The organism is Streptomyces viridochromogenes DSM 40736 (assembly GCF_000158955.1).
GTDB classification, from domain to species: domain Bacteria; phylum Actinomycetota; class Actinomycetes; order Streptomycetales; family Streptomycetaceae; genus Streptomyces; species Streptomyces venetus.
On sequence record NZ_GG657757.1, the window covers coordinates 415,047 to 436,857 of the forward strand.

12 protein-coding genes are annotated in these 21,811 nt (G+C 71.7%); 4 read left to right on the top strand and 8 right to left on the bottom strand.

Annotation, left to right across the window (positions count from 1 at the left end):
• Positions 1 to 104 precede the first annotated feature (104 nt).
• Entirely contained in the window at positions 105 to 1,724 is a 1,620-nt protein-coding gene (locus SSQG_RS01980; protein WP_039931775.1) for an acyl-CoA synthetase, read from the top strand.
• A 115-nt stretch (positions 1,725 to 1,839) separates the two neighbouring features.
• On the top strand, positions 1,840 to 3,906 hold the full coding sequence (locus tag SSQG_RS01985) for a hypothetical protein (RefSeq protein ID WP_003987998.1): 2,067 nt from the start codon (positions 1,840 to 1,842) through the stop codon (positions 3,904 to 3,906).
• Here the strand turns inward: SSQG_RS01985 and SSQG_RS01990 are convergent.
• The 4 genes from SSQG_RS01990 to SSQG_RS02005 form a co-directional block, all read right to left on the bottom strand.
• Positions 3,878 to 4,591 (bottom strand): alpha/beta fold hydrolase, encoded by a 714-nt coding sequence (locus tag SSQG_RS01990; protein ID WP_039931776.1) that lies wholly within the window; start codon positions 4,589 to 4,591, stop codon positions 3,878 to 3,880. The genes SSQG_RS01985 and SSQG_RS01990 overlap by 29 nt on opposite strands.
• Positions 4,592 to 4,724: 133 nt before the next feature.
• Entirely contained in the window at positions 4,725 to 9,995 is a 5,271-nt protein-coding gene (locus SSQG_RS01995) for an aKG-HExxH-type peptide beta-hydroxylase (RefSeq protein ID WP_052310218.1), read from the bottom strand.
• A gap of 10 nt (positions 9,996 to 10,005) precedes the next feature.
• Positions 10,006 to 10,317 carry a trypco2 family protein gene (locus SSQG_RS02000; protein WP_003988002.1) on the bottom strand — a complete coding sequence of 104 codons (312 nt, stop codon included), beginning with the start codon at positions 10,315 to 10,317 and terminating at the stop codon, positions 10,006 to 10,008.
• A gap of 26 nt (positions 10,318 to 10,343) precedes the next feature.
• Complete coding sequence (locus tag SSQG_RS02005) at positions 10,344 to 11,867, bottom strand: acyl-CoA synthetase (RefSeq protein ID WP_003988003.1); 1,524 nt, start codon at positions 11,865 to 11,867, stop codon at positions 10,344 to 10,346.
• A 154-nt stretch (positions 11,868 to 12,021) separates the two neighbouring features.
• Between SSQG_RS02005 and SSQG_RS02010 the strand changes: the two genes are divergently transcribed.
• Positions 12,022 to 14,442, top strand: a complete 2,421-nt coding sequence (locus tag SSQG_RS02010; protein WP_003988004.1) for a penicillin acylase family protein — start codon at positions 12,022 to 12,024, stop codon at positions 14,440 to 14,442.
• A gap of 72 nt (positions 14,443 to 14,514) precedes the next feature.
• On the opposite strand, the gene SSQG_RS02015 is transcribed toward SSQG_RS02010, so the two are convergent.
• Both SSQG_RS02015 and SSQG_RS02020 read right to left on the bottom strand, forming a co-directional pair.
• Positions 14,515 to 16,077: an acyl-CoA synthetase gene (locus SSQG_RS02015; protein WP_039931778.1), complete on the bottom strand. Its 1,563-nt coding sequence runs from the start codon at positions 16,075 to 16,077 to the stop codon at positions 14,515 to 14,517.
• Complete coding sequence (locus SSQG_RS02020) at positions 16,074 to 17,201, bottom strand: NAD(P)H-dependent flavin oxidoreductase (protein WP_003988006.1); 1,128 nt, start codon at positions 17,199 to 17,201, stop codon at positions 16,074 to 16,076. The genes SSQG_RS02015 and SSQG_RS02020 overlap by 4 nt, the downstream gene beginning before the upstream one ends.
• A gap of 238 nt (positions 17,202 to 17,439) precedes the next feature.
• On the opposite strand from SSQG_RS02020, the gene SSQG_RS02025 reads away from it, so the two are divergent.
• Positions 17,440 to 19,164 (top strand): serine hydrolase domain-containing protein, encoded by a 1,725-nt coding sequence (locus SSQG_RS02025; RefSeq protein WP_167545807.1) that lies wholly within the window; start codon positions 17,440 to 17,442, stop codon positions 19,162 to 19,164.
• Between the two features lie 4 nt (positions 19,165 to 19,168).
• Here SSQG_RS02025 and SSQG_RS02030 read toward each other — a convergent pair whose 3' ends face one another.
• Together SSQG_RS02030 and SSQG_RS02035 are read right to left on the bottom strand one after the other, a co-directional pair.
• On the bottom strand, positions 19,169 to 20,746 hold the full coding sequence (locus SSQG_RS02030; RefSeq protein ID WP_086025059.1) for a phytoene desaturase family protein: 1,578 nt from the start codon (positions 20,744 to 20,746) through the stop codon (positions 19,169 to 19,171).
• A 72-nt stretch (positions 20,747 to 20,818) separates the two neighbouring features.
• Positions 20,819 to 21,811 (bottom strand): tetratricopeptide repeat protein (locus SSQG_RS02035; protein ID WP_039931779.1); only part of this gene is annotated, 993 nt, incomplete at its 5' end.

Below are 21,811 nucleotides of genomic sequence, written 5' to 3' on the forward strand. Positions count from 1 at the left end.
GTAGTCAGATTTTCTCGCGCGGGCCCTTCACAGTTGGACCGCCCTTTGCTCTGATGACCGGCGAACCGTCCGATGCCAGGCACGTCCCGGGGTCAGGAGGAGCGGTGGAGTTCAACCTTGCCGACCTGTTCGAGTCGGTCGTCGACGTCGTCCCCGACCGTGAGGCGCTCGTCCACGTCGACCATCCCGGTACGGGCGCGGAGCGCCGCCTGACGTACGCGGAGCTGGACGCGGCGGCCAACCGGGTCGGACACCATCTGCTCGACGCCGGGATACGGCCCGGCGAGCACCTCGGTCTGCACCTCTACAACGGCGTGGAGTACCTCCAGACGGTGCTGGGCTGCCTGAAGGCACGGATCGTCCCGGTCAATGTCAACTACCGATATGTCGAGGAGGAGTTGGTCTACCTCTACCGGGACGCGGATCTCGCGGCGCTGGTCTTCGACGCGGAGTTCACGGACCGGGTGGCCGCGGCGCGGCCGCGGGCGGAGAAGCTGCGGCGGCTGATCCGGGTGGGGGCTCCGGCGCCGGATGCCGCGGAGGTGACGTGCACGGAGTTCGCGGACGCCGAGGCGGCGGGATCGCCGGCGCGTGACTTCCCGGCACGCTCGGCCGACGACCAGTTCATCATCTACACCGGCGGTACGACCGGGATGCCCAAGGGCGTCATGTGGCGACAGGAGGACCTGTTCTTCGCGGGTCTCGGTGGGGGGGCGCCGACCGGTGAGCCGGTGAAGAAGCCGGAGGAACTGGCCGAGCGGGTCGCGGCCGGCGGAGCGGGGATCACCTTCTTCCCGACGGCGCCGCTGATGCACGGTACGTCCACCCTCACGGCGTTCATCGGTTTCGGCTTCGGGCAGCGGGTCGTGATCCACCGCAAGTTCGTGCCCGAGGAGGTGCTGCGGACCGTGGAGAAGGAGAAGGTCAGCAGCATCTCGCTGGTGGGCGACGCCATGCTGCGGCCGCTGATCGACGCGCTGAGCGGACCGCTGCGGCACATCGACCGCTCGTCGCTGTTCAGCGTGTCGTCGTCCGGCGCGATCATGTCGGACACGGTGCGCCGGCAGTTCCAGGAGCTCGTGCCGCACGCCGTGCTGCTGAACAACTTCGGTTCCTCGGAGTCGGGTTTCAACGGTACGGCGACCGAGGACTCGGGCCCGGAGCGTGGCTTCAGGGTCCGTGTCAACGCCCGCACCCAGGTGGTGGATCCGGCCACCTTCGAGCCGGTGGCGGCCGGGGAGGTGGGCCGCGTCGCCCAGTGCGGACACGTACCGCTCGGCTACTACAACGACCCGGCCAAGACCGCCGAGACCTTCTTCGAGAAGGACGGCGAGCGGTGGGTGCTGCTGGGCGACATGGCCACCGTCGACGAGGAGGGTGTGGTCACCGTCCTCGGGCGTGGTTCGCAGTGCATCAACACCGGCGGCGAGAAGGTGTACCCGGAGGAGGTCGAGCAGGCCCTCAAGGCCCACCCCGACGTCTACGACGCGTTGGTGGCCGGGGTGCCCGACCCCCAGTGGGGCCACCATGTGGCGGCCGTGGTCCAGTTGCGCGCGGGTGCGGCGCGGCCGTCGCTGGAGGACATCCGCACGCACTGCCGTGACCGGCTGGCCGGCTACAAGATCCCGCGCCAGCTGGTGATCACGGAGTCGGTCCAGCGGTCGCCGAGCGGCAAGGCGGACTACCGGTGGGCACGTGAGGTGGCGACGGCGGCGGACGCGTGATTCTCCGGCCGGTCGATTGAACCTAAGGTGACGTGCGGACGTACTGGTGGTGGCAGGCCCCTTCCACCGGGCTCTGTTTGCCATGCCTAGCAAGACCGCACGGAAGGACCACCGGGTGTCGCTCTTCGCTCGCTCCCGTCAGCTGCCGGACTCGACCGCGAGCGGGGCGGAACCGGATGACGACACGACGGAGAAGGACCCGGGCGAGGAACGGACGGCTGAGGCAGAGCAGCGGGAGGAGGCGGAACCGGAGACGAGCCCGGCCAAGGCCTCCGGCTCCGGCGACGCCCCGGACGCGGACTCGGACAGCAGCCCTGGCAAGGACCAAGACGCGATCCCGGACACCGGATCCGACGGCACCCGGACCGATGCCGCCTCGGGCACCGGGGCCGAGAAAACCCAGGCCGAAGCCACCTCGGACACCAGTGCCGAGAACACCAAGGCCGAAGCCACCTCGGACGCCATTGCGAATAACACCCAGGCCGAAGCCATTCCTGACACCGGATCCGGACCGGCCTCGGACACCTCGCGGCCCGGCTGGTTCGGCTGGCGACGTCGCTGGCCCCGTACGGCGCGCGGCGTCTCGGTGGGGACGACCGTCCTGGCGGGGGTGCTTGTCGCCTTCGCACTGCTCGTACCGAACCGGATCGAAAAGATCGAGTTCGCCTCGTTCGTCCGGATCCCGGCCGAGGGTGTACTGCTCGCGGGTCTGCTGCTGGCGCTGCCGCCGAGGCCCCGTCGGATCGCGACGGTCGTCTCGGGCGTGTTCCTCGGGCTGGTCACGGTCCTGAAGTTCGTCGACATGGGCTTCTACCAGGTGCTGGCCAGGCCCTTCGACCTGGTGCTGGACTGGATCCTGCTCGACGACGCCACGGACTTCCTGCGCGAGTCGTTCGGCCGGACCGGGCAGGTGCTGGCCGTGATCGGTGTGCTCGCCCTGCTCGTCGCGGTGCTCGTCCTCACCACGCTGGCCGTGGTGCGGCTGACGAAACTGATGGTCCGGCACCGTCCCGTCGCGGCCCGTACGATCCTGATCCTCGGCACGGCATGGATCACCTGCATGACCCTGGGCGTGCAGATCGGCACCGTGCCGATCGCGACCAAGGGCAACGCGGAGTTCCTCGGCAACCGGGTGGACCAGGTCCGGGCGGGCCTGAAGGACGCGCGGGTCTTCGACAAGCAGGCCTCGGTGGACGCGTTCGCGAAGACGCCCCCCGACCAGTTGCTGACCGGACTGCGCGGCAAGGACGTCCTGTTCACCTTCATCGAGAGCTACGGCCGGGTCGCGATCGACGACCCGGCGATGGCGAAGCAGACCGACGCCGTGCTCAAGGAGGGCACCGGCAGGCTGAAGGCCGCCGGCTTCGAGTCGCGCAGCGGCTGGCTCCAGTCGCCGGTGACGGGCGCCGGCAGCTGGCTCGCCCACTCGACCCTCCTGTCCGGCCTGTGGATCAAGAACCAGCAGCGGTACCGCAGCCTGACCACCAGCGACCGCATGACCCTCACCAAGTACTTCGGGAAGACGGGTGCCTGGCGGACCGTCGGTATCGTCCCGGGCGTGCGCCGCGCCTGGCCGGAGGGCAAGTTCTTCGGCCTGGACCACATCTACGACTCCGAGCACCTCGGATACAACGGCCCGTACTTCAGCTGGACGCCCGTGCCCGACCAGTTCAGCATGGAGGCCTTCCAGCGCCTGGAGCACGGCAAGAAGGACCGCGATCCGATCATGGCGGAGATCATCCTGGCCTCCAGCCACAACCCCTGGTCGCCCATCGCCCACATGATCGACTGGAAGGACCTCGGCGACGGCTCGGTGTTCCACCGGATCAAGAAGGAGGGCACCAACCCCACGGAGGTCTGGAAGGACCCGGAGAAGGTGCGCGCCGAGTACCGGAAGGCCATCGAGTACTCGATCCGGAGCCTGACCGAGTGGCTGGAGCGCTACGGCGACGAGGACACGGTGCTGGTCTTCCTCGGCGACCACCAGCCGGTGCCGACCGTCCTCGCCGGGGACACCGGCAAGGACGTGCCGATCACCATCGTCGCCAAGGACAAGAAGGTCCTCGACCGGGTCGCCGACTGGGGCTGGACCGACGGCCTCAAGCCGGCCCCCGACGCGCCCCGGTGGGGCATGGACAAGTTCCGCGACCGTTTCATGACCGCGTACGGTCCGCAGGGCTGAGGAACCCCTCCACGGCCGCGAGGAACTCCCCGGGCCTGGCCGCGTGCACGAGGTGCCCCGCGTCGAGGGTGACGTGCCGGGCGTCGGGGAGCACCTCGGCGAGGACGGCTATGTGCTCCTGGGGGATCAGGCTGGTCGGTCCGCCTCCGATCAGCAGCGTGGGCATGGTGATCCGCCCCATGTGGTCCCACCACACGGGGTTCGGGGCGTTGCGCTGTTCGTCGGTGGCGAGGATCATCGCCCAGTCGTACGGCAGGTCCCCGCCGGGGCGTTCGGCCGGCGGGCGCGGCGGGTCCAGCGGGAAGGGTGCGGGCACGTCCTCCAGGACGAGCCGCCGTACGAGCGCCGGGCTGTGCTGGGCGAGCAGGTAGGCGACGGCTCCGCCCAGCGAGTGGCCCACGACGTCGGTACGGGCGATGCCGAGCGCGCCGAGGAAGGCGAGCACGTCGTCACGCATCGCCTCATAGGCGTATCCACCGGGCCAGTCGCTGCGGCCGTGCCCGCGCAGGTCGGGGGCGTACACCCGGCGGGGCCCGGCGGCCAGGGCGGAGGCGATCTCCGTCCAGTCGGCCCCGTCGGCTCCGCGGGCGTGCAGCAGCACCATGGGGGGCGCGTCCTGCGGCCCCCAGACCCGGTAGGCCAGAGTGATGCCGTTCGCTCGTAGGGTGCGCGGTTCGGTCTCCATGCCGGGCACGGTAGCGAGGTGATCCCGGCCGACCGGGCTCGCTCTGCCCACAGCAGACAGCAGAAGGCCGCCTTACCACCGTCCGGAGAGGAAGGCGGTCACGCGCCGTGGTGCGCCGGCCTCGGGGTCCGCGTCAGAAGGAGTGCATGGAGGGGAGGTCGGGCAGTCCTTCAGGAGCGCCGAGCCATGCGGCCAGTGCCACCGGGTCCGGTTTCGCGCATGGCTCGACGACGATGCGGGCGAAGATCGCTCGCACTGCTTCCGGACAGTGGACCAGTGCCCGTGCCGCCACGGCGTCGGTGCTGCCAGGAGACGCCGTCCGAGCGTCTCGGCGTAGAGCGAGAGCGAGCCGGGCCCAGCGGCCAGGCTGCTGAAGACGTCTGGTCACCTGGCTCGTGGCGAGGCGGCGGGAGTCGTGCTGTCGTCCTTGGAGGCGGGCCAGGTCGGCGGGATCGATGGCCGTGCCCTCGGCCGGGACGCCCGTCGCCCATTGGCACAGCCGGGCCGTGTACTGGTTCAAGGAGGGGACGGCTGTGTCGGGCAGCAGCACACCGGCCACGCTCTTCGGGGGTGCTTCCGCTCCGGAGCGCCACGCGTCCGCCAGCTCCGACACGGCGTGCGGGTCGGGACTCACATGGTGCAGTCGCCAGCGGATGCGGTGCGCGACGACAGCCTCTGTGGCGAGCGCGGTGATTTCCTCCGGCACGGCCTCGGGAACAGTCCAGCAGGCCGTGCGGTCGTCCAGTCCGGCGAGGAGTTCCCGCCCGGAAGTCGTGAGACGTGCTGTCGATGACAGGGCCTCGAAGGCATGACTCGTCTGTATGCGCCAGTACGCGTACTGGAACTGGGCCCGCCGCCGCAGGTGCCGACTGCCGGCGAGGTGGGTGAGCTCCCGCCAGAAATCGACGACTGCGAAGAAGGCGAAGACACCGTGCAGAAATCCCGGCAGCGGGCGCGGGGTGTCGCGCCACGGCGCATAATAGAGCTCCTCATCGGCCCCTTCGCGTCCGGTCTCGTATAGGTCGAGGGAATCCAGGACCGCGTCCAGCTCCATGTGGCGGAACTCGTGGATCAGGGTAGCGGCGAGTTCCACCGCGTCCGGGGGCATGCTGAGTACGACGCCGCCGAACGCCTCGCTCGACGACATCGACGTCATCGTCTCTGCGGTCGGCTCCGCGTCCGGCCGGGGTGTGAGGGCCGTGAGGGTCACCGTGAGGGCGTCGGCCTGCCCGGGCCTGAGATCGGCGAGTAGCCTTCCCGCATCGCGGATCGTCCGCCGCCAACGGGTCAGCGCCACCGGTCCCAGACGGTCGGGCGGCGCGAGAGCGTCATTCTCGCGGTAGGGGTCCATGTCCTCCAGGACGAAGTCGAAGTGGCGGCGGCCGACGGGCGTGCGCACCCGGTGCACGGGCATCCAGCCCGGCGGGTTCGGATCGCTCGGGCTCGGCAGCCGCACCTCCACGCCATCGCCCTCGACGACGGCCGCGGTCCCGTGGGAGACGACACGGGCCACGTCGGTCCCGGACGCGTGCAGGTCGGCAGCTCCCAGGCCGGGCAGATGGACATGACCGCCGTGCACGGGGACAGGCAGGGTGAAGGACAGCCGGGCCCGGACGCCGACCGCCGCCGCGATCGAGTGGAGACGGAGGAGGTCGGCCGGCGGAGTTCCGGCCCAGGTGCTCGGTCCACCCGGTGGTTCGTGCATTGCGCGTAGAGCCCAGCTCAGCCAGCGGCCCACGGACGGGTGGAGCAGCACGGCCGTCACCGCATTCGAGTCGGCCCGTTCCGCCCGCACAAGCAGGTCCCGTACCTCCGGGACCCTGAGTGCCTCGGTCTCGCCGGAATGTGCGACCACGGCTGTCAGGTCGAGGAGTTCGTCCAGGACCACGGCTCGGGCGCCGCGTTGCTGGGCTCGCATGCGCTGGGCCAGGACCCTGTCCTCCGCGCCCGCGGCCATCGTCCGTAGATCGGCGGATGTGGGAAACGGCGGTCTGACCATGCCCTGAGCGAGCTCTCGTTGTGGGAGACGGTCAGCGGGCATCGGTGTGTAGCTCACCGGCCGCCCGGCGGAGCCTGAGTAGCTGCTTCCCGAGTAGCCACCGCCTCCGCCTCCCTCTCCGCTCCGGTTCACCCGGGGCCGGACGTACCGTGCCACGAGGCGTCCGGCGGCGGAGTGGGAGGGGCTGGTCAGGGCCTGTTCCAGGGAGAGGTTCGCCAGGTCGGGGGTGTCGCTCGTTCGCGCGTCCTGGTCGGCCGGGCGGTTGTCGTCCATCGGGTGGCCTCCTCGAAGTGTCGCCGCACCGGCGTCCGTTTCCCTGCCTGAGGCGACCTTGCGCTCCACGAGTTCCGCTCGCACGGCGGCCAGATTGCCTGCACAGCGCAGAACGTCGGGATGCTGGTCTCCCAGCCGTCGCCCGCCGGCTTCGAGGACGGCCTTGTAGTGCTCAGCCGCCAGATCCGGCCGGCCGAGCAGATGCCAGGTCGTGGCGAGTTCGTGCCGGGCGGCAAGGGTGTCGGGGTGGTCGGGACCCAAGTGGCGTTCGTTGAACTGCCAGATGTCGGCGAACTCGTCCCGTGCCCGCTGCAGGCATTCGGGATCCGACTCATGGTCGCGGATCAGCCGGGCGCGTTCGTGGCGGGCCATCATCACGTCGGGGTGCTCGGGCCCCAGCATCTCCAGATAGCCCCGTACGGCGATCTCGATGGCCTCTTCCGCTTCCGTGGCGTGACCGGCCTCGCGCAGGGCACGGGCGAGGGTCACCCGGTTGGCCAGGGTGTCCAGGTCGTTCTCACCGACCAGCTCTGTGAACTCCCTCGACAGGCTGCGCAGTTCAGCCACGGCCTCCGCATGGCGGTCGCGCTTGTGGGCCAGGATCGCCAACTCGTGCCGGATGCGCAGGATGCCGCGCGGGTAGCTCCCGGCTCGCAGGCGCATGGCCAGGGCCGCGCGCAGCTCTTCCTCGGCGGACTCGTACCGTCCCAGCTCCCGCAGTACCCGGGCCCGGCCCGTCTTCGCGGACTGCAGGTAGGCGTGGCCGTTCGGCAGGGCGCGTGCGCACGCCCTGGCCACGTGCCGGTACAGCTGGTCCGCCTCGGTGAGGGCACCGGTCTGGCGCACCGCCCAGGCGCGGTGGAGGGCAGCGGCGATGGTGGCCGGGTGATCGTCGCCGAGCAGTCGGGCCCGGATCGAGCCGAGTACGTCGAGCTCGACGCTGGCTTCGCGGTACATGCCGAGGTTGGTGCGGTACTGCGCGGTCCGCACAGCGGGCTCGGTGGCCGCGACAGCCAGGTCCGGGTCCACGCGGTCGTCTTCGGACAGCAGGGACAGGACCGCGGCACAGTGCGGAGCGACGGCCTGCCAGCGAGGCCAGTCGTTGGGGTCGAAGGAGTCGAGCGGGCCGGTGTGCCTCTGCAGCAGTGCTGTCACGAGGCGCAGCATCACGGGCATCTGGGCGGTGAAGTCCGCATGGGCCCGGCAGGCGGCCCGGACCATCGGATGAATGGTGATCCAACGCTGGGGACGGCCCTTCGCTCCGGTGGCGGCGCCGGTTGTCTCGATCGTGATCAGCTGAAGGCCGGCGAGGCCCTTCACGGCCTCCTGGAACCGCTCTCCCGTCGGGGCGGTGAACAGCTCGCTCTCGGCCAGGAGTTCCGGTGCGATGAGTTCCCGGTACGGGATGGGTGCCGGCCCCAGGGCCGAGAGCAGCCGCAGAAGGGGGCGAGCCAGATCGGTGCCCTGCCGGTGCAGCAGGTCGAGGGAGAGCTCCCAGGTGCTGACGATCGCACGTCGGTTGCGCTCGTCGGGGCCCAGGTCCTTGTCGGGGTCGAACGCCATATCGGCCAGGCGGTAGTCGAAGCCGGATCGGTACGCGTCGAAGGTCTCGGGTGTCGAGGGCATCGGCCAAGGGTCATCCAGGGCACGTGCCAGATAGGAGCCGGCGAGATTGAGGGCGAGGGGCAGACCTCCGAGGTGTTCGGCGAGCTCCCGGGCTTCCTCCGTCGTTCCGGCACCCGGTGCGAGATCGTGGAGGACTCTGGCTCCGTCGGAGCCCGAGAGAATGCCCACGCCGACCATGTGCACCCAGTCGCCCCAGCGTTCACGGCGAGACTCGCGGCTGGTGAGCAACACCGTCCCCCAAGGGTGCGCGGGTGGCCTCAGCCAGCCCCGCCCCTCGGCGGGGCGCGCCGGTTCGGCCGCCAGCACCGAGGGATCGTCGACGTTGTCCAGGACCAGCAGCCAGGGCGTGGTGAGGGTGTTGAGGAACCGCCACAGCACATCGGCGGGGTGGGATGGCCCGGCGAAGTCGGCGACCAGGGCACCCGCGTCGAACGCGACCGCCCGCAGAGTCAAGGAGAGGACCTCCGCGTCGGCGGCCGACACCCACCACACCCGTGTCATGCCGGCGGCCAGCCGGTGTGCCGCCTCCAGGGCGAGGGTCGTCTTGCCGCAGCCGCCCATGCCGGACAGCAGCCACACGCCCGGCCGGGCGGCGTCGCCCTGGGCCCGCCGGGTGATCGCAGCGGTCAGTTCGCCGACCGTCTCGTCGCGTCCGCGCAGCCGGTCCGGTGCGATCCTGCGCTGCGGAAGGGCGAGCGGTACGGCTGCGGGTCCGGACGCGGGAAGTGAGGGGGACCGGCCGAACGGTCCGCCGATCCCGTCCGCGGGCGACATGCTCTGAACGGTCGCCTCGGTGACGTCGGGCAGTGCCGCGGGCGCCAGTCGCCGCCCCAGCACATGCTCCAGTGCGGCGAGTTCGGCTCTGGTCAGGGTCTCGGCCCAGCGGTCCACCCGGCCCGCGGCGATCCGGCCCGCGCCGTCGCCGTGGTGGTGGCGGGAGACGACTCCCACGAGGTGGCCTTCGCAGAAGACGGCCGCACCGGACATGCCTTCCCAGGCGTCCTTGGCGGGATCCGGGTCGTCGGGCGGGGGTGAGGTCACCTTCAGGTCGAGCGTGCCCTCGCCCCGGTTGGACAGGGCCGCGCAGGTGGTGTCGGCGTGCTCGGCGTCCCGGTAGAGCGAACCGTCGGTGTCCGTGCGGAGTTTGAAGCGCGGGAAGCCCAGCGCGGTACAGCGCAGGACGACGTCCCGCTCCCCGATCCGGCCGTAGACCGCGCCGGTCACCGCCCCGGCGGTCGTCCCGCCCAGCCGGACCGGTACCACCAGTACGGCGACGTCGATGCCGGTGTGCCGCCACTCCACGGAGGCGGCGACGGCCAGTTCGTCGGGACGGTCGGCCTGGAAGCGGATCTCGATGGTCGCCGCGTCCTCGACGACGTGGGCGGCGGTGAGCACGCGTCCCGCCGAGACGAGGTAGCCCGAGCCGCGCCGGCTTGGCCCGCCGTTCGCCGGTGTGACGACGATCTTGGCGACCCGCTCCGGCATGAGCCCGCGGTCGAACCGCATACGCCCTCGGTCAGCGCTCGCCGGGGGCCTGGTCGCCCGCGATCATGGCGGGTCGCGGGGGCTCTCCGGCGACCGGGACGGCGGTAGGCGTGAGGGTGAGCTTGACGCGCTGCGTCTGCGCGTTCGCGGAGCTGCCCTTGCTGCTCGCGTCGACCACCCAGAACCGGATCTTGGCGTCCGCGCCCGCCTCGCGGGTGACGGCGACGGTCGCCTCGATCTCGACGGGGCCGGCCTCGAACCGGATGGCCTCACCTGCGCCGTCCGTCAGCGCGGTGGTCAGCTGGCTCCTCAACTCCTGGATCATGTCAGACAGTTCGATCACGACGGCCCCCCTCGTGCACCTACGCGCTACCCGGATGCTATCGACCCGGGCCCCTCTCCGAGGTCTTTCCTGAGCTCCCGCTTGAGAATCTTCCCGCTGGCGTTGCGCGGGAGTTCGTCCACGAACACCACGCGCTTGGGCGCCTTGAAGGGGGTGAGGTGCTCGCGGACGTGGTCGATCAACTCGGACTCCGTGACGTCGCCGCGCGGGACGACGACGGCCGTGACCGCCTCGATCCAGCGTTCGTCGGGCAGGCCCACCACCGCAGCCTCCGCGACTTCCGGATGGGTGTACAGGGCGTCCTCGACCTGACGGGAGGCGACCAGGACGCCACCGGAGTTGATGACGTCCTTCACCCGGTCGACGATCGTGTAGTAGCCGTGCGGGTCGCGCACCGCGAGGTCACCGGAGCGGAACCATCCGTCGCGGAAGGCCGCTGCGGTCTCCTCGGGCTTGTCCCAGTAGCCCTCGCAGAGTTGCGGGGAGCGGTAGACGATCTCGCCGGGGGTGCCGTCGGGTACGTCCTCGCCGTCCTCGTCGACCACCCGCGCGTCGACGAACAGCACGGGGCGGCCGCAGGAATCCATGCGGCCCTTGTGTTCGTCCGGCGCGAGGACCGTCGCGAGGGGGCCGATCTCGCTCTGCCCGAAGCAGTTGTAGAACGCCAGTCCCGGCAGGCGTTCCTTCAGCCGTTCCAGTACGGGCACCGGCATGATCGAGGCCCCGTAGTACGCCTTGCGCAGGCCGCTCAGGTCGCGGGTCGCGAAGTCGGGGCGGTTGGCGAGGGCGATCCAGACGGTGGGCGGGGCGAACAGGCTGTCCACGCGGCCCGCTTCGACGAGGTCGAAGAGCCGGTCGCCGTCGGGCGCGTCGAGGATGATGTTCGTCGCGCCGACCGCGAGGTAGGGCAGCAGGAAGACGTGCATCTGCGCCGAGTGGTACAGGGGCAGCGAGTGCGCGGGGCGGTCGCCCGCGCTGAGGTCGAGCGCGGTGATCGCGCTCAGGTACTCGTGCACCAGGGCCCGGTGCGTCATCATCGCGCCCTTGGGCAGGGCGGTCGTGCCCGAGGTGTACAGCAGTTGCACGAGGTCCTCGGTGCGCGGTTCAGGCCCGTCGTACACGGGGGCCTCGGCCAGCCGCGCGAGCAGCGAGCCGTCGGCGTCGCGCAGGGGCAACGTCCGTACGCCGTCGGGAAGTCGGGCTGCGAGGTCCGGGTCGGTGAGGACCAGGGAGCTGCCGGACTGGCCGACGATGTAGGCGAGGTCGTCGCCGGTGAGGTTCTGGTTGACGGGTACGTGCACCAGCCCCGCGCGGGCGCAGGCCAGGAAGGCGATCAGGTAGGCGTCGGAGTTGTGGCCGTAGGCGCCGACCCGGTCGCCCGGGGACAGCCCCTGGTCGAGGAGGACGCTCGCCGCACGGGAGACGGCGGTGTCCAGTTCGTCGTAGGTCCAGCTCCGCTCGCCGTACTCCACAGCGACGCGCGCCGGGGTGCGCCGGGCGCTGCGCCGTAGGACTCCGTCGACCGTGCTGCCGTGTCCGGGCGTCGTCATGACAAGTGATCCTCGGCCGACCGCCGGAGGAGGTCAAGGACCGACCGGCTCAACCCTGCCGTCGTCAGAAGCGTCCGATGCAATGGCACTGACGTACGAACGCAGCACATTGCACACTCAAGCCTCTTTTCCCCCAATGATGTTGGAGGGCACGATGCGCAGCCGCCTGAGACGACTCGTTCTCGGAGCCACGGCCCTGTTCACGGCCGCGTCCGCGTTACCCGCGGCCGCCGCCCCGAGTCAGGCACGAGCGGAGCAGCACCCTTCCCGCGACGGCATGTCCGCCGTCATCCGCTACACCGAGTACGGCATCCCGCACATCCTCGCGAAGAACTACGCCGACCTCGGCTTCGGCACGGGCTGGGCGCAGGCCGCCGACGAGGTCTGCACGCTCGCGGACGGGTTCGTGACCCTGCGGGGCGAGCGCTCCCGGTACTTCGGCGCCGGCACGGCAGCCGACGGCGCCCTCTCCGGGGCCAGGACGAACCTCGCCAGTGACCTGTACTTCCGCGGGGTCCGTGAGACGCGCACCGTGGAGAAGGTGCTCGCCGAGCCCGCTCCCCTGGGCCCGAGCCGCGACGTCCGGGGCATGATGCGGGGCTGGGCGGCCGGTTACAACGCCTGGCTGAAGAAGAACAGGATCACGGATCCCGCCTGTGCGGGCGCTTCCTGGGTCCGGCCGGTCACCGAGGTCGACGTGGCCGCGCGTGGGCTCGCCATCGCCGCGATCTCCGGCGAGGGACGCTTCGTGGACACGATCACGACCGCGCGGCCCCCGACCCCGGCCACGTCCACCGGCGCCCGGTCCGCCCGCCCCGACGCGAAGGCCGTGGCGAAAGCGGCGGACGAGCTGTGGGGCGATCCCGGCATGGGCTCCAACGCGGTCGCGTTCCGCGGCGACACGACGGCGAACGGAAGCGGTCTGCTGCTGGGCAACCCGCACTACCCCTGGCAGGGCGGGCGCCGGTTCTGGCAGTCGCAGCAGACGATCCCCGGCGAGCTGAACGTCTCCGGCGGCTCCCTGCTCGGCACTCCGGCCATCTCCATCGGGTTCAACGCACATGTGGCGTGGAGCCACACCGTCTCGACCGGTGTCCCCGCCAGCGTCCACCAGCTGACGCTGGATCCGGCCGATCCCACGACGTACCTCGTGGACGGCAGGCCGGAGCGGATGAGGAAGCGGACCGTGACGGTCGCCGTGAAGGACGGCACGCCGGTGACCGGCACCCAGTGGTGGACCCGCTACGGCCCCGTCGTCACCTCGCTCAACTCCCAGGTGCCGCTGCCGTGGACCGCCACGACGGCGTACGCGCTGTACGACCCGAACGCGGCGAACCTCCGCTTCGCGGACACCTCGCTCGGGTTCGGCAAGGCGCGGAGCACGGACGACGTCCTCGCCTCCCTCGCCCGGAACCAGGGCATCCCCTGGGTGAACACCCTCGCCGCCGACCGCGCGGGACACTCGCTCTACACCCAGTCCCAGGTACTCCCCCGCATCACCGACGAACTCGCGGAGCGCTGCTCGACGGAGCTCGGCCGGACGACGTACCCGGCGTCCGGGATCGCCGTCCTCGACGGCTCGCGCGGCGACTGCGCCCTCGGCAGCGACCCGGACGCGGTGGCGCCGGGCATCTTCGGGCCGGCGAGGATGCCGACGCTGAAGGACGCGCCGTACGCGGAGAACTCGAACGGCACCGCGTGGATGACCAACGCCGACCGGCCGATCACCGGCTACGAGCGGGTCTTCGGCACCGTGGGCACGCAGCTCGGCCTGCGCACGCGCGGCGGGATCGAGGACGTGGCGGCGATGGCCGACCGGGGCGGACTGACCGTACGCGATCTGCAACGGCAGCAGTTCGCCAACCGGGTCCCCGCGGGCGATCTCGCCGCCGGGGACGTGGCCAAGGCGTGCGCGGCGCTTCCCGGGGGCACCGCGACGGGCAGCGACGGCAAGGCCGTCGACGTGTCGGAGGCCTGCGGGGTACTGAAGGCCTGGGACCGCACCATGGACACCGGCAGCCGGGGCGCGCTGCTGTTCGACCGGTTCTGGCGGAAGCTGGAACGGGCCGTGCCGGAGGACCGGTTGTGGAAGGTGCCGTTCTCGGCGGCGGACCCGGTGCGCACGCCGAACACGCTGAACACGGACGCCCCCAGCCTCGCCGGAGCCCTCGCCGACGCGGTGGCGGAACTGCGTGGTGCGGGCATCGCGCTCGACGCGCCGCTGGGCGCGCACCAGTTCGTCGTCCGCGGCGGCGAGCGGCTGCCGGTGCCGGGCGGCGCGGGGCAGCTCGGCGTGTGGAACGTCATCCAGCCGACGTGGGACGCGGCCGGCGGCGGCTACACGGAGGTGCCGTTCGGCTCCAGCCATCTCCAGGCGGTGGGCTGGGACGGCGGTCGCTGCCCGGTGGCGCGGACGCTGCTGACGTACTCCCAGTCCTCGAACCCGAAGTCGCCGCACTTCGCGGACCAGACCCGGCTGTTCTCCGGTGAGAAGTGGGTGACGTCGCGCTTCTGCGAGAAGGACATCCTGTCCTCGCCGAAGCTGCGGGTCGTCCGGGTGCACGAGCACCGCTGACCGCGCCGGGAGGGGTGCCGTCCGGGTGGGGCGGCACCCCTTCTCCCTTCACCGCGCCGCAGGCGTGGCACCTCACACCGGTCGGGTACGGCCCTCCCAGTACGGCTCCCGCAGCCGCCGCTTGTACAGCTTGCCGTTGGGGTCGCGGGGCATCTCGGCGATGAAGTCGACGCTCCTGGGCCGCTTGTACCCGGCGAGCCGGTGGGCGCAGTGGTCGAGGAGGTCGGCCGCGAGGGCGGGTCCGGGCCGGTGTCCTGGGGCCGGTTCGACGACGGCCTTGACCTCCTCGCCCCAGTCGTCGTGCGGGATGCCGAAGACGGCTGCGTCCGCGACGGCGGGGTGGGCGAGCAGGGCGGACTCGATCTCGGCCGGGTAGATGTTGACGCCGCCGGAGATGATCAGGTCGATCTTGCGGTCGCGCAGGAAGAGGTAGCCGTCCTCGTCGAGGTGGCCGAGGTCGCCCACGGTGAAGAAGTCGCCGATGCGGTTCTTGCGGGTCTTGGCCTCGTCCTTGTGGTAGGAGAAACCGCCGGTGTTCATCTTCATGTAGACGGTGCCGAGTTCGCCCGGTGGCAGCCGGTTGCCGTCGTCGTCGAAGATCGCGAGTTCGCTGATGGGCCAGGCCTTCCCGACGGTGCCGGGCTTCTTCAGCCAGTCCTCGGCGGTGGCGAAGGCACCGCCGCCCTCGCTGGCCGCGTAGTACTCCTCCACGCAGGGGCCCCACCAGTCGAGCATGGCCCGTTTCACGTGGTCGGGACAGGGGGCGGCGCCGTGGATGGCGTGCCGCATGGAGGAGACGTCGTAGCGGTCCTTCACCTCGTCGGGCAGGGCCAGGAGGCGGTGGAACTGGGTGGGGACCATATGGGTGTGGGTGCAGCGGTGACGGTCGATGAGGCGGAGCATCTCCTGCGGCGTCCACTTGTCCATCAGGACCAGTTCGTGGCCGATGTGCAGGGACGCGCCGGCGAACTGCAGGACGGCCGTGTGGTAGAGCGGCGAGCACACCAGATGCACGTTGTCGTCGAACGGCCGGATGCCGAAGATGCCGAGGAAGCCGCCGAGGTAGGCCTCCTCCGGAGGTTTGCCGGGCAGTGGGCGGCGGATGCCGCGCGGGCGGCCGGTGGTGCCCGAGGTGTAGTTCATGACCCAGCCGAGGGTGCGGTCCTCCGGTGCCGACTCGGGCTGTCCGTCGAGGAGTTCGGCGTACGGCCGGAAGCCCTCGACCGTTCCGACGGCGTACCGGTGGGTGGCCGGGAGTGCGGCCTCGTCGGCGGCGTCGCGTGCCGCGTCGGCGAAGCGCTCGTGGGCGAGGAGGACCTTGGCGCCGGAGTCGGAGACGATCCAGGCGATCTCCGGCCCGACCAGGTGGTGGTTGACCGGGACGAGGTAGAGGCCGGCCTGGCTGGCGGCAAGGTACGCGGCCAGGAATTCGACACCGTTGGGCAGGACCACCGCGAAGGTGTCGCCGCGTTCAAGGCCGGCCGCGCGCAGGCCGTGCACCAGCCGGTTGGCGGCGGCGTGCAGGCGTCCGGCGGTCCACTCCTCGCCGTCGGGCGCGACGAGCACCCGGCGGTGGGGGTCCCGTGTGGCCTGGGCCCAGAAACCCGCCGGGGGTGTGTTCACCGGTGTGCTCATGACGGGCCGCTCCTTCCGGCGATGCGGTTGACGCGGTCCACGGCCTGTTCGAAGCCGCGGGTGAGGTCGTCGAAGACGGCCTGGACGCTGCGTTCGCTGTTCATCCGGCCGACGATCTGCCCGACCGGGGTGCCGAGCAGGGGTTCGACCTCGTACTTCTGGATGCGCGAGACGGCCTCGGCGACCAGCAGGCCCTGCAGCGGCATGGGCAGGGTGCCGGGCCCGGCGGGGTCGTCCCAGGCGTCGGTCCACTCGGTGCGCAACTGGCGGGCCGGTTTGCCGGTCAGCGCGCGGGAGCGGACGGTGTCGCCGGACCCGGCCGCGAGGAGCTTGCGGGTCAGGGCGGGTGAGTGGAGGTCCGCTTCGGTGGTGGTCAGCCACAGGGAGCCCAGCCACACACCCTGGGCCCCGAGAGTGAGTGCGGCAGCCACCTGCTGCCCGCTGCCGATACCACCGGCGGCCAGGACGGGCAGGGGCGCGACGGCGTCGACGACCTCGGGCGTGAGCACCATGGAGGCGATCTCGCCGGTGTGGCCGCCGGCCTCGTAGCCCTGGGCCACGACGATGTCGATCCCGGCCTCCTTGTGCTTGCGGGCGTGCCGGGCGCTGCCCGCGAGGGCCGCGACGAGGACGTCCTGGTCGTGGGCCCGGGCCACCACGTCTGGCGGCGGGGAACCGAGGGCGTTGGCGAGGAGCCGGATCGGGTAGTCGAAGGCGACGTCGAGCTGGGTGCGGGCGACCTGTTCCATCCAGCCGGTGATGCGCCAGCCGGAGGCCTCGCCCTCGGCGAGCCCGGGCACGCCGTGCTTGGCGAGGGTGTCCCGGACGAACTGCCGGTGTCCCTCCGGGATCATCGCCTCGACGTCGGCCTCCGTCAGTGTTCGATTGTTCGGGGCTTCGACCTTCTTCGCCGGCATCACGACGTCCAGGCCGTACGGCCGGCCGTCCACGTGTGCCTCGACCCAGTCCAGGTCCCGTTTGAGCTCGTCGGGGTCGGTGTAGCGGACCGCGCCGAGCACGCCGAAGCCGCCGGCCCTGCTGATGGCCGCGGCGACGGCGGGGAACGGCGTGAAGCCGAAGACGGCGTGCTCGACTCCCAGTTTCTGGCTCAGCTCCGTCTGCATGGGCGCAGGATGCCGGAGTCCTCCGGAGGACGGAAGAGGTTTTCTGATACTCCGTCAGATTCAGGTGTCGTCGGGTTCATGCGCGCCGTCTCGTCTGCTTCATGCGCGCCGTCTATTTGCGGAGGCGTGCGGCGGACATACTGCAGGGGACAGCGAGGCGGTTGAGGAGAAGGGGCGTGCGGTGACCGACAGACCGGCGAGCGCTGAACTGACCCGACGTCAACTGGGCAGAGCGGGCATGGCCCTGGGCGGTGCGCTCGCTCTCGCGCCGCTGCCCGCCGGCCCCGCCGCGGCCGCCCCGGCGGCGACGGGCCACCGGCCCACCCTGCGGCACGGCTCCGCCGCACGTGCCGGGCTGCTCGGCTCTCATCTGCGCCGGCTGGTCAGCGACGCGGAGGCCTTCCTCGGCCCCTCCCCCACACACCCCTGGTACGCGGGCGCCGTACTGCTCGCCGGTCGGGGCGGCACCGTCGCCCTGCACCGGCCGATCGGCATGGCGGTGCGCTACCGGGCCTACGACGAGAAGACCGACACCGGCGTCGAGTTCCCCGCCGACGAGCAGATCCCGATGACCGAGGACACCGTCTTCGACCTGGCATCGGTGTCGAAGCTGTTCACCTCGATCCTCGCCGTGCAGCAGATCGAGCGGGGCGGACTGGAGCTGGAGGCGAAGGTCGCCTCGTACCTGCCGGACTTCGGCAGCGCGGGCAAGCAGGACATCACGATCCGTCAGCTCCTCACGCACACCTCGGGATTCCGTGCCTGGATCCCGCTGTACAGCGCGCCGACGTACGAGGAGAAGCTCCAGCTCATCTGGGACGAGAAGCCGGTGAGCGCCCCGGGCACGGCGTACCTCTACTCGGACCTGAACCTCATCTCGCTCCAGCTGGTGCTGGAGCGGATCACGGGCCGCGGTCTCGACACCCTCCTGCGGGACGAGATCACCGCGCCGCTCGGTCTGCGCCGCACCCGCTACAACCCGCCCGCCTCCTGGCGCCCGAAGATCGCGGCCACGGAGGACGCGCGCCCGCCGTGGTCCGGTCTCGACCGGGGCCTGGTGTGGGGCCAGGTGCATGACGAGAACGCCTTCAGCCTCGGCGGCGTCGCGGGGCACGCGGGCGTGTTCTCCGACGCCTGGGACCTCGCCGTCCTCGGCCGGACGCTGCTCAATGGCGGCGCCTACGGGCGGGCCCGCATCCTCACGCCCGAGTCGGTGGAGCTGATGTTCACCGACTTCAACACCGCGTTCCCCGGGGACGAGCACGGCCTCGGCTTCGAGCTCTACCAGCACTGGTACATGGGCGCGATGGCCACGCCCCGCACGGCCGGGCACACCGGCTTCACGGGCACGTCGCTGGTGCTCGACCCGACGACCGACTCGTTCCTGGTGGTCCTCGGCAACTCGGTGCATCCGGTGCGGAGCTGGCGTTCCGGGTCCGCGCCCCGAGTCGCGGCGGCGAACAACCTCGCGCGGGCCGTGCCGGTCCGGCCGGAGCGGGGAGGCACCGCCTGGTTCTCCGGGATGGCCGTCTCCAGCACGGCGACCCTCGCGCTCCCCGCGCTCGACACGTCCTCCGGCGGGGCACGGCTGCGCTGCGCGCTGTGGTGGGACACCGAGCCGCAGGCCGACACCCTGGTTCTCGAGGCGACGACCGACGGTGGCACGACCTGGCAGCCGGTGCCCTTCACAACGTCCCGCCGGGGCGAGGAGCCCCGGCAGCATCCGTCGGGCTCGGTCACCGGCTGGTCCAGCCGCGTCTGGCACCGGCTCACCGCGGACCTGCCCGCCGCGAGGGGCCTCGCCCTGCGCTGGCGGTACACCACGGACCGGCTGTACGTCGGCCGCGGCGGCTATGTGGACGGGCTGCGCGTGGGGTCTGCCGACGGTGTCCTGTTCGACGAGGCTCGCCCGGCGGACGCGGCGCGCATCCGGGCGACGGGGTGGACGCGGTCGGCCGACTGAGGGGTCACTGCGGTTCCCGCTCCAGTACCGCCATGGCCGCATTGTGTCCGGGCACCCCGCTGACCCCTCCCCCGCGCACCGCACCGGCCCCGCACAGCAGCACGTTCGCGTGCCGGGTCTCCACACCCCAGCGGCCGGTGCCGTCCTGGGCATGCGGCCAGCTCAGCTCCCGGTGGAAGATGTTGCCGCCGGGCAGCCCGAGGTCGCGCTCCAGGTCGAGCGGGGTCCTGGCCTCGATGCAGGGGCGTCCGTCGGCGTCGGTGGCCAGACAGTCGGCGAGCGGTTCGGCCAGGTGGGCGTCGAGCTGGGCGAGGGTCGACTTCAGGAGGTCCTCGCGAACGGCGTCGTTGTCCCGCTCGAACAGGCGGGCCGGGGTGTGCAGACCGAAGAGCGTGAGGGTCTGGTAGCCCTGGTCGGCCAGGTCGGGGCCGAGGATGGTCGGATCGGTGAGCGAGTGGCAGTAGATCTCCGAGGGCGGCGCTGCGGGCAGGTCACCCGCGGCGGCCTGGGCGTGGGCGGTGGCCAGCTGGCCGTAGCCCTCGGCGATGTGGAAGGTGCCGGCGAACGCCTCGCGCGGGTCGACGGCGCTGTCGCGCAGCCGGGGCAGCCGCTTCAGCAGCATGTTCACCTTCAGCTGGGCTCCCTCGGTGGGCGCCGGGGGTGTGTCGCCGGTCAGTTCCGCCAACGCCTGCGGAGAGGCGTTCACCAGGACGTGCCGGGCGGCGACGGTGCCCTCGCCGTCGGCCGTGCGGAAGGTGACCTCGGCGGCACGGCCGTCGGTGGTGACGCGCAGTGCCTCGTGGCCGGTGGCGAGGACGGCGCCCGCCGCGCGTGCCGCGTCGGCCAGGGCGTCGGTGAGGGCTCCCATGCCCCCGACCGGCACGTCCCAGTCGCCGGTGCCGCCGCCGATCACGTGGTAGAGGAAGCAGCGGTTCTGCTTCAGTGAGGGGTCGTGGGCGTCGGCGAAGGTCCCGATGAGCGCGTCGGTGAGGACCACGCCGCGCACCAGGTCGTCGGCGAAGTGCTCCTCGACGGCGACACCGATCGGCTCCTCGAACAGCTTGTGCCAGGCCTCCTCGTCGTCGAGGCGGCCGCGCAGTTCCTCGCGGGTGGGCAGTGGTTCCGTGAGGGTGGGGAAGACCCGCTGGGCGACGCGGCCCGTCATGTCGTAGAAGTCCTGCCAGGCCCGGTACTCGCGGTCGGAGCCGGTGAGCCGGGCGAACGCCTCCCTGGTCCGCCGTTCGCCGCCGCCGACGAGGAGCCCGGTGGGCCGGCCGTCGCGTTCGGTCGGCGTGTAGGAGGAGACGGTGCGGGTGCGGACCCGGAAGTCCAGGCCGAGGTCCCGCACGATCTTCTTGGGCAGCAGGCTCACCAGGTAGGAGTAGCGGGACAGCAGGGCGTCGACCCCGGCGAAGGGCCGCGTGGAGACCGCCGCGCCGCCGGTGTGGTCCAGCCGCTCCAGCACCAGCACGGAGCGGCCCGCCCGGGCCAGGTAGGCGGCGGCGACCAGGCCGTTGTGGCCGCCGCCGACGATGACGGCGTCGTACGTCCGGTGTGCGTGGGGTCCCAGGGGTGCGGTCATGGTTCTTCGTAACACGGGGTGTTCCGGGTCGGCCAGACGGGCGGCCGGTCGCTCGGGTACCTCGACGGCGTCTCACTGCCCGCCGTGCGCGCGCTGTTGCCGCAGCTCGGCCACCCTGCGGTACAGCGCGGCCGCCTCGGTGGTCCGGCCCAGTTGCTGGAGGCAGTGTGCCTCGTCGTTGCGGCTGGCGAGCGTGTCGGGGTGGTCGGCGCCGAGGACGCGTTCGCGGGCGGCGGCCACCTGCCGGTAGTCGGTGAGCGCGTCGGCCCAGCGGCCGAGCCAGCCCAGGCCGACGGCGACCTCGCGGCGGCTGACGAGGGTGTCGGGATGGTCGGGTCCGAGGACCCGCTCGCGGATCGCGCTCACGTCGCGGGACTCGGCGAGGGCCTCCTCCCAGCGGCCGAGCCGCCCCAGGTTGACGCAGCGGCCGTGGCGGGCGCGCAGCGTCTCGGGATGAGCGGGGCCCTGGACGCGGGCGCGGTCCTCGGCCAGGTCGGCGTAGACGTCCAGGGCCTCGGCGCTGCGGCCGAGGCGGCCCAGGCTGATGCCGATCTCGTGCCTCGTGGCGAGCGTGTCGGGGTGGTCGGGCCCGAGGGCACGGGCGCGGGCCTCGGCGACCTCCTGATAGGTCTCCAGCGCCTCGGTCCAGCGGCCCAGCTGGCCGAGCGCGTAGGCGACCTCGTAGCGGGTGACGAGGGTGTCCGGGTGGTCGGGGCCGAGCACCCGGGCGCGAGCGGAGGCCACCTCGCGGGCCATCCGGTGGGAGTCCTCCAGACGGCCCAGGCGGCTCAGGTTGAAGGCGAGGTTGTGCCGGCAGCGCAGGGTGTCGGGGTGGTCGGGGCCCATGGTGCGTTCGCGGGCGGTGAGCACCGACGTGTAGACCCGGTGGGCGTCGAAGGCGCGGCCCAGCCGGCCGAGCGCGTACGCCATCTCCTGGCGTGCGGCCAGGGTGTCGGGGTGGTCGGCGCCGAGCATGCGGATCCTCGCCTCGGCGACGTGTTTGTACTCGCGCAGGGCGTCCGCGGCCCGGCCGGTCCGGCTGAGGGTGAAGGCGGCCTCGTAACG

Bases quoted from the DNA above. Each gene is read 5' to 3' on its own strand.
- SSQG_RS01990 (WP_039931776.1), bottom strand. From the start codon at position 4,591: ATGGAGACCGAACCGCGCACCCTACGAGCGAACGGCATCACTCTGGCC.
- SSQG_RS01995 (WP_052310218.1), bottom strand. From the start codon at position 9,995: ATGCGGTTCGACCGCGGGCTCATGCCGGAGCGGGTCGCCAAGATCGTC.
- SSQG_RS02005 (WP_003988003.1), bottom strand. From the start codon at position 11,867: ATGACGACGCCCGGACACGGCAGCACGGTCGACGGAGTCCTACGGCGC.
- SSQG_RS02010 (WP_003988004.1), top strand. From the start codon at position 12,022: ATGCGCAGCCGCCTGAGACGACTCGTTCTCGGAGCCACGGCCCTGTTC.
- SSQG_RS02015 (WP_039931778.1), bottom strand. From the start codon at position 16,077: ATGAGCACACCGGTGAACACACCCCCGGCGGGTTTCTGGGCCCAGGCC.
- SSQG_RS02020 (WP_003988006.1), bottom strand. From the start codon at position 17,201: ATGCAGACGGAGCTGAGCCAGAAACTGGGAGTCGAGCACGCCGTCTTC.
- SSQG_RS02025 (WP_167545807.1), top strand. From the start codon at position 17,440: ATGGCCCTGGGCGGTGCGCTCGCTCTCGCGCCGCTGCCCGCCGGCCCC.
- SSQG_RS02030 (WP_086025059.1), bottom strand. From the start codon at position 20,746: ATGACCGCACCCCTGGGACCCCACGCACACCGGACGTACGACGCCGTC.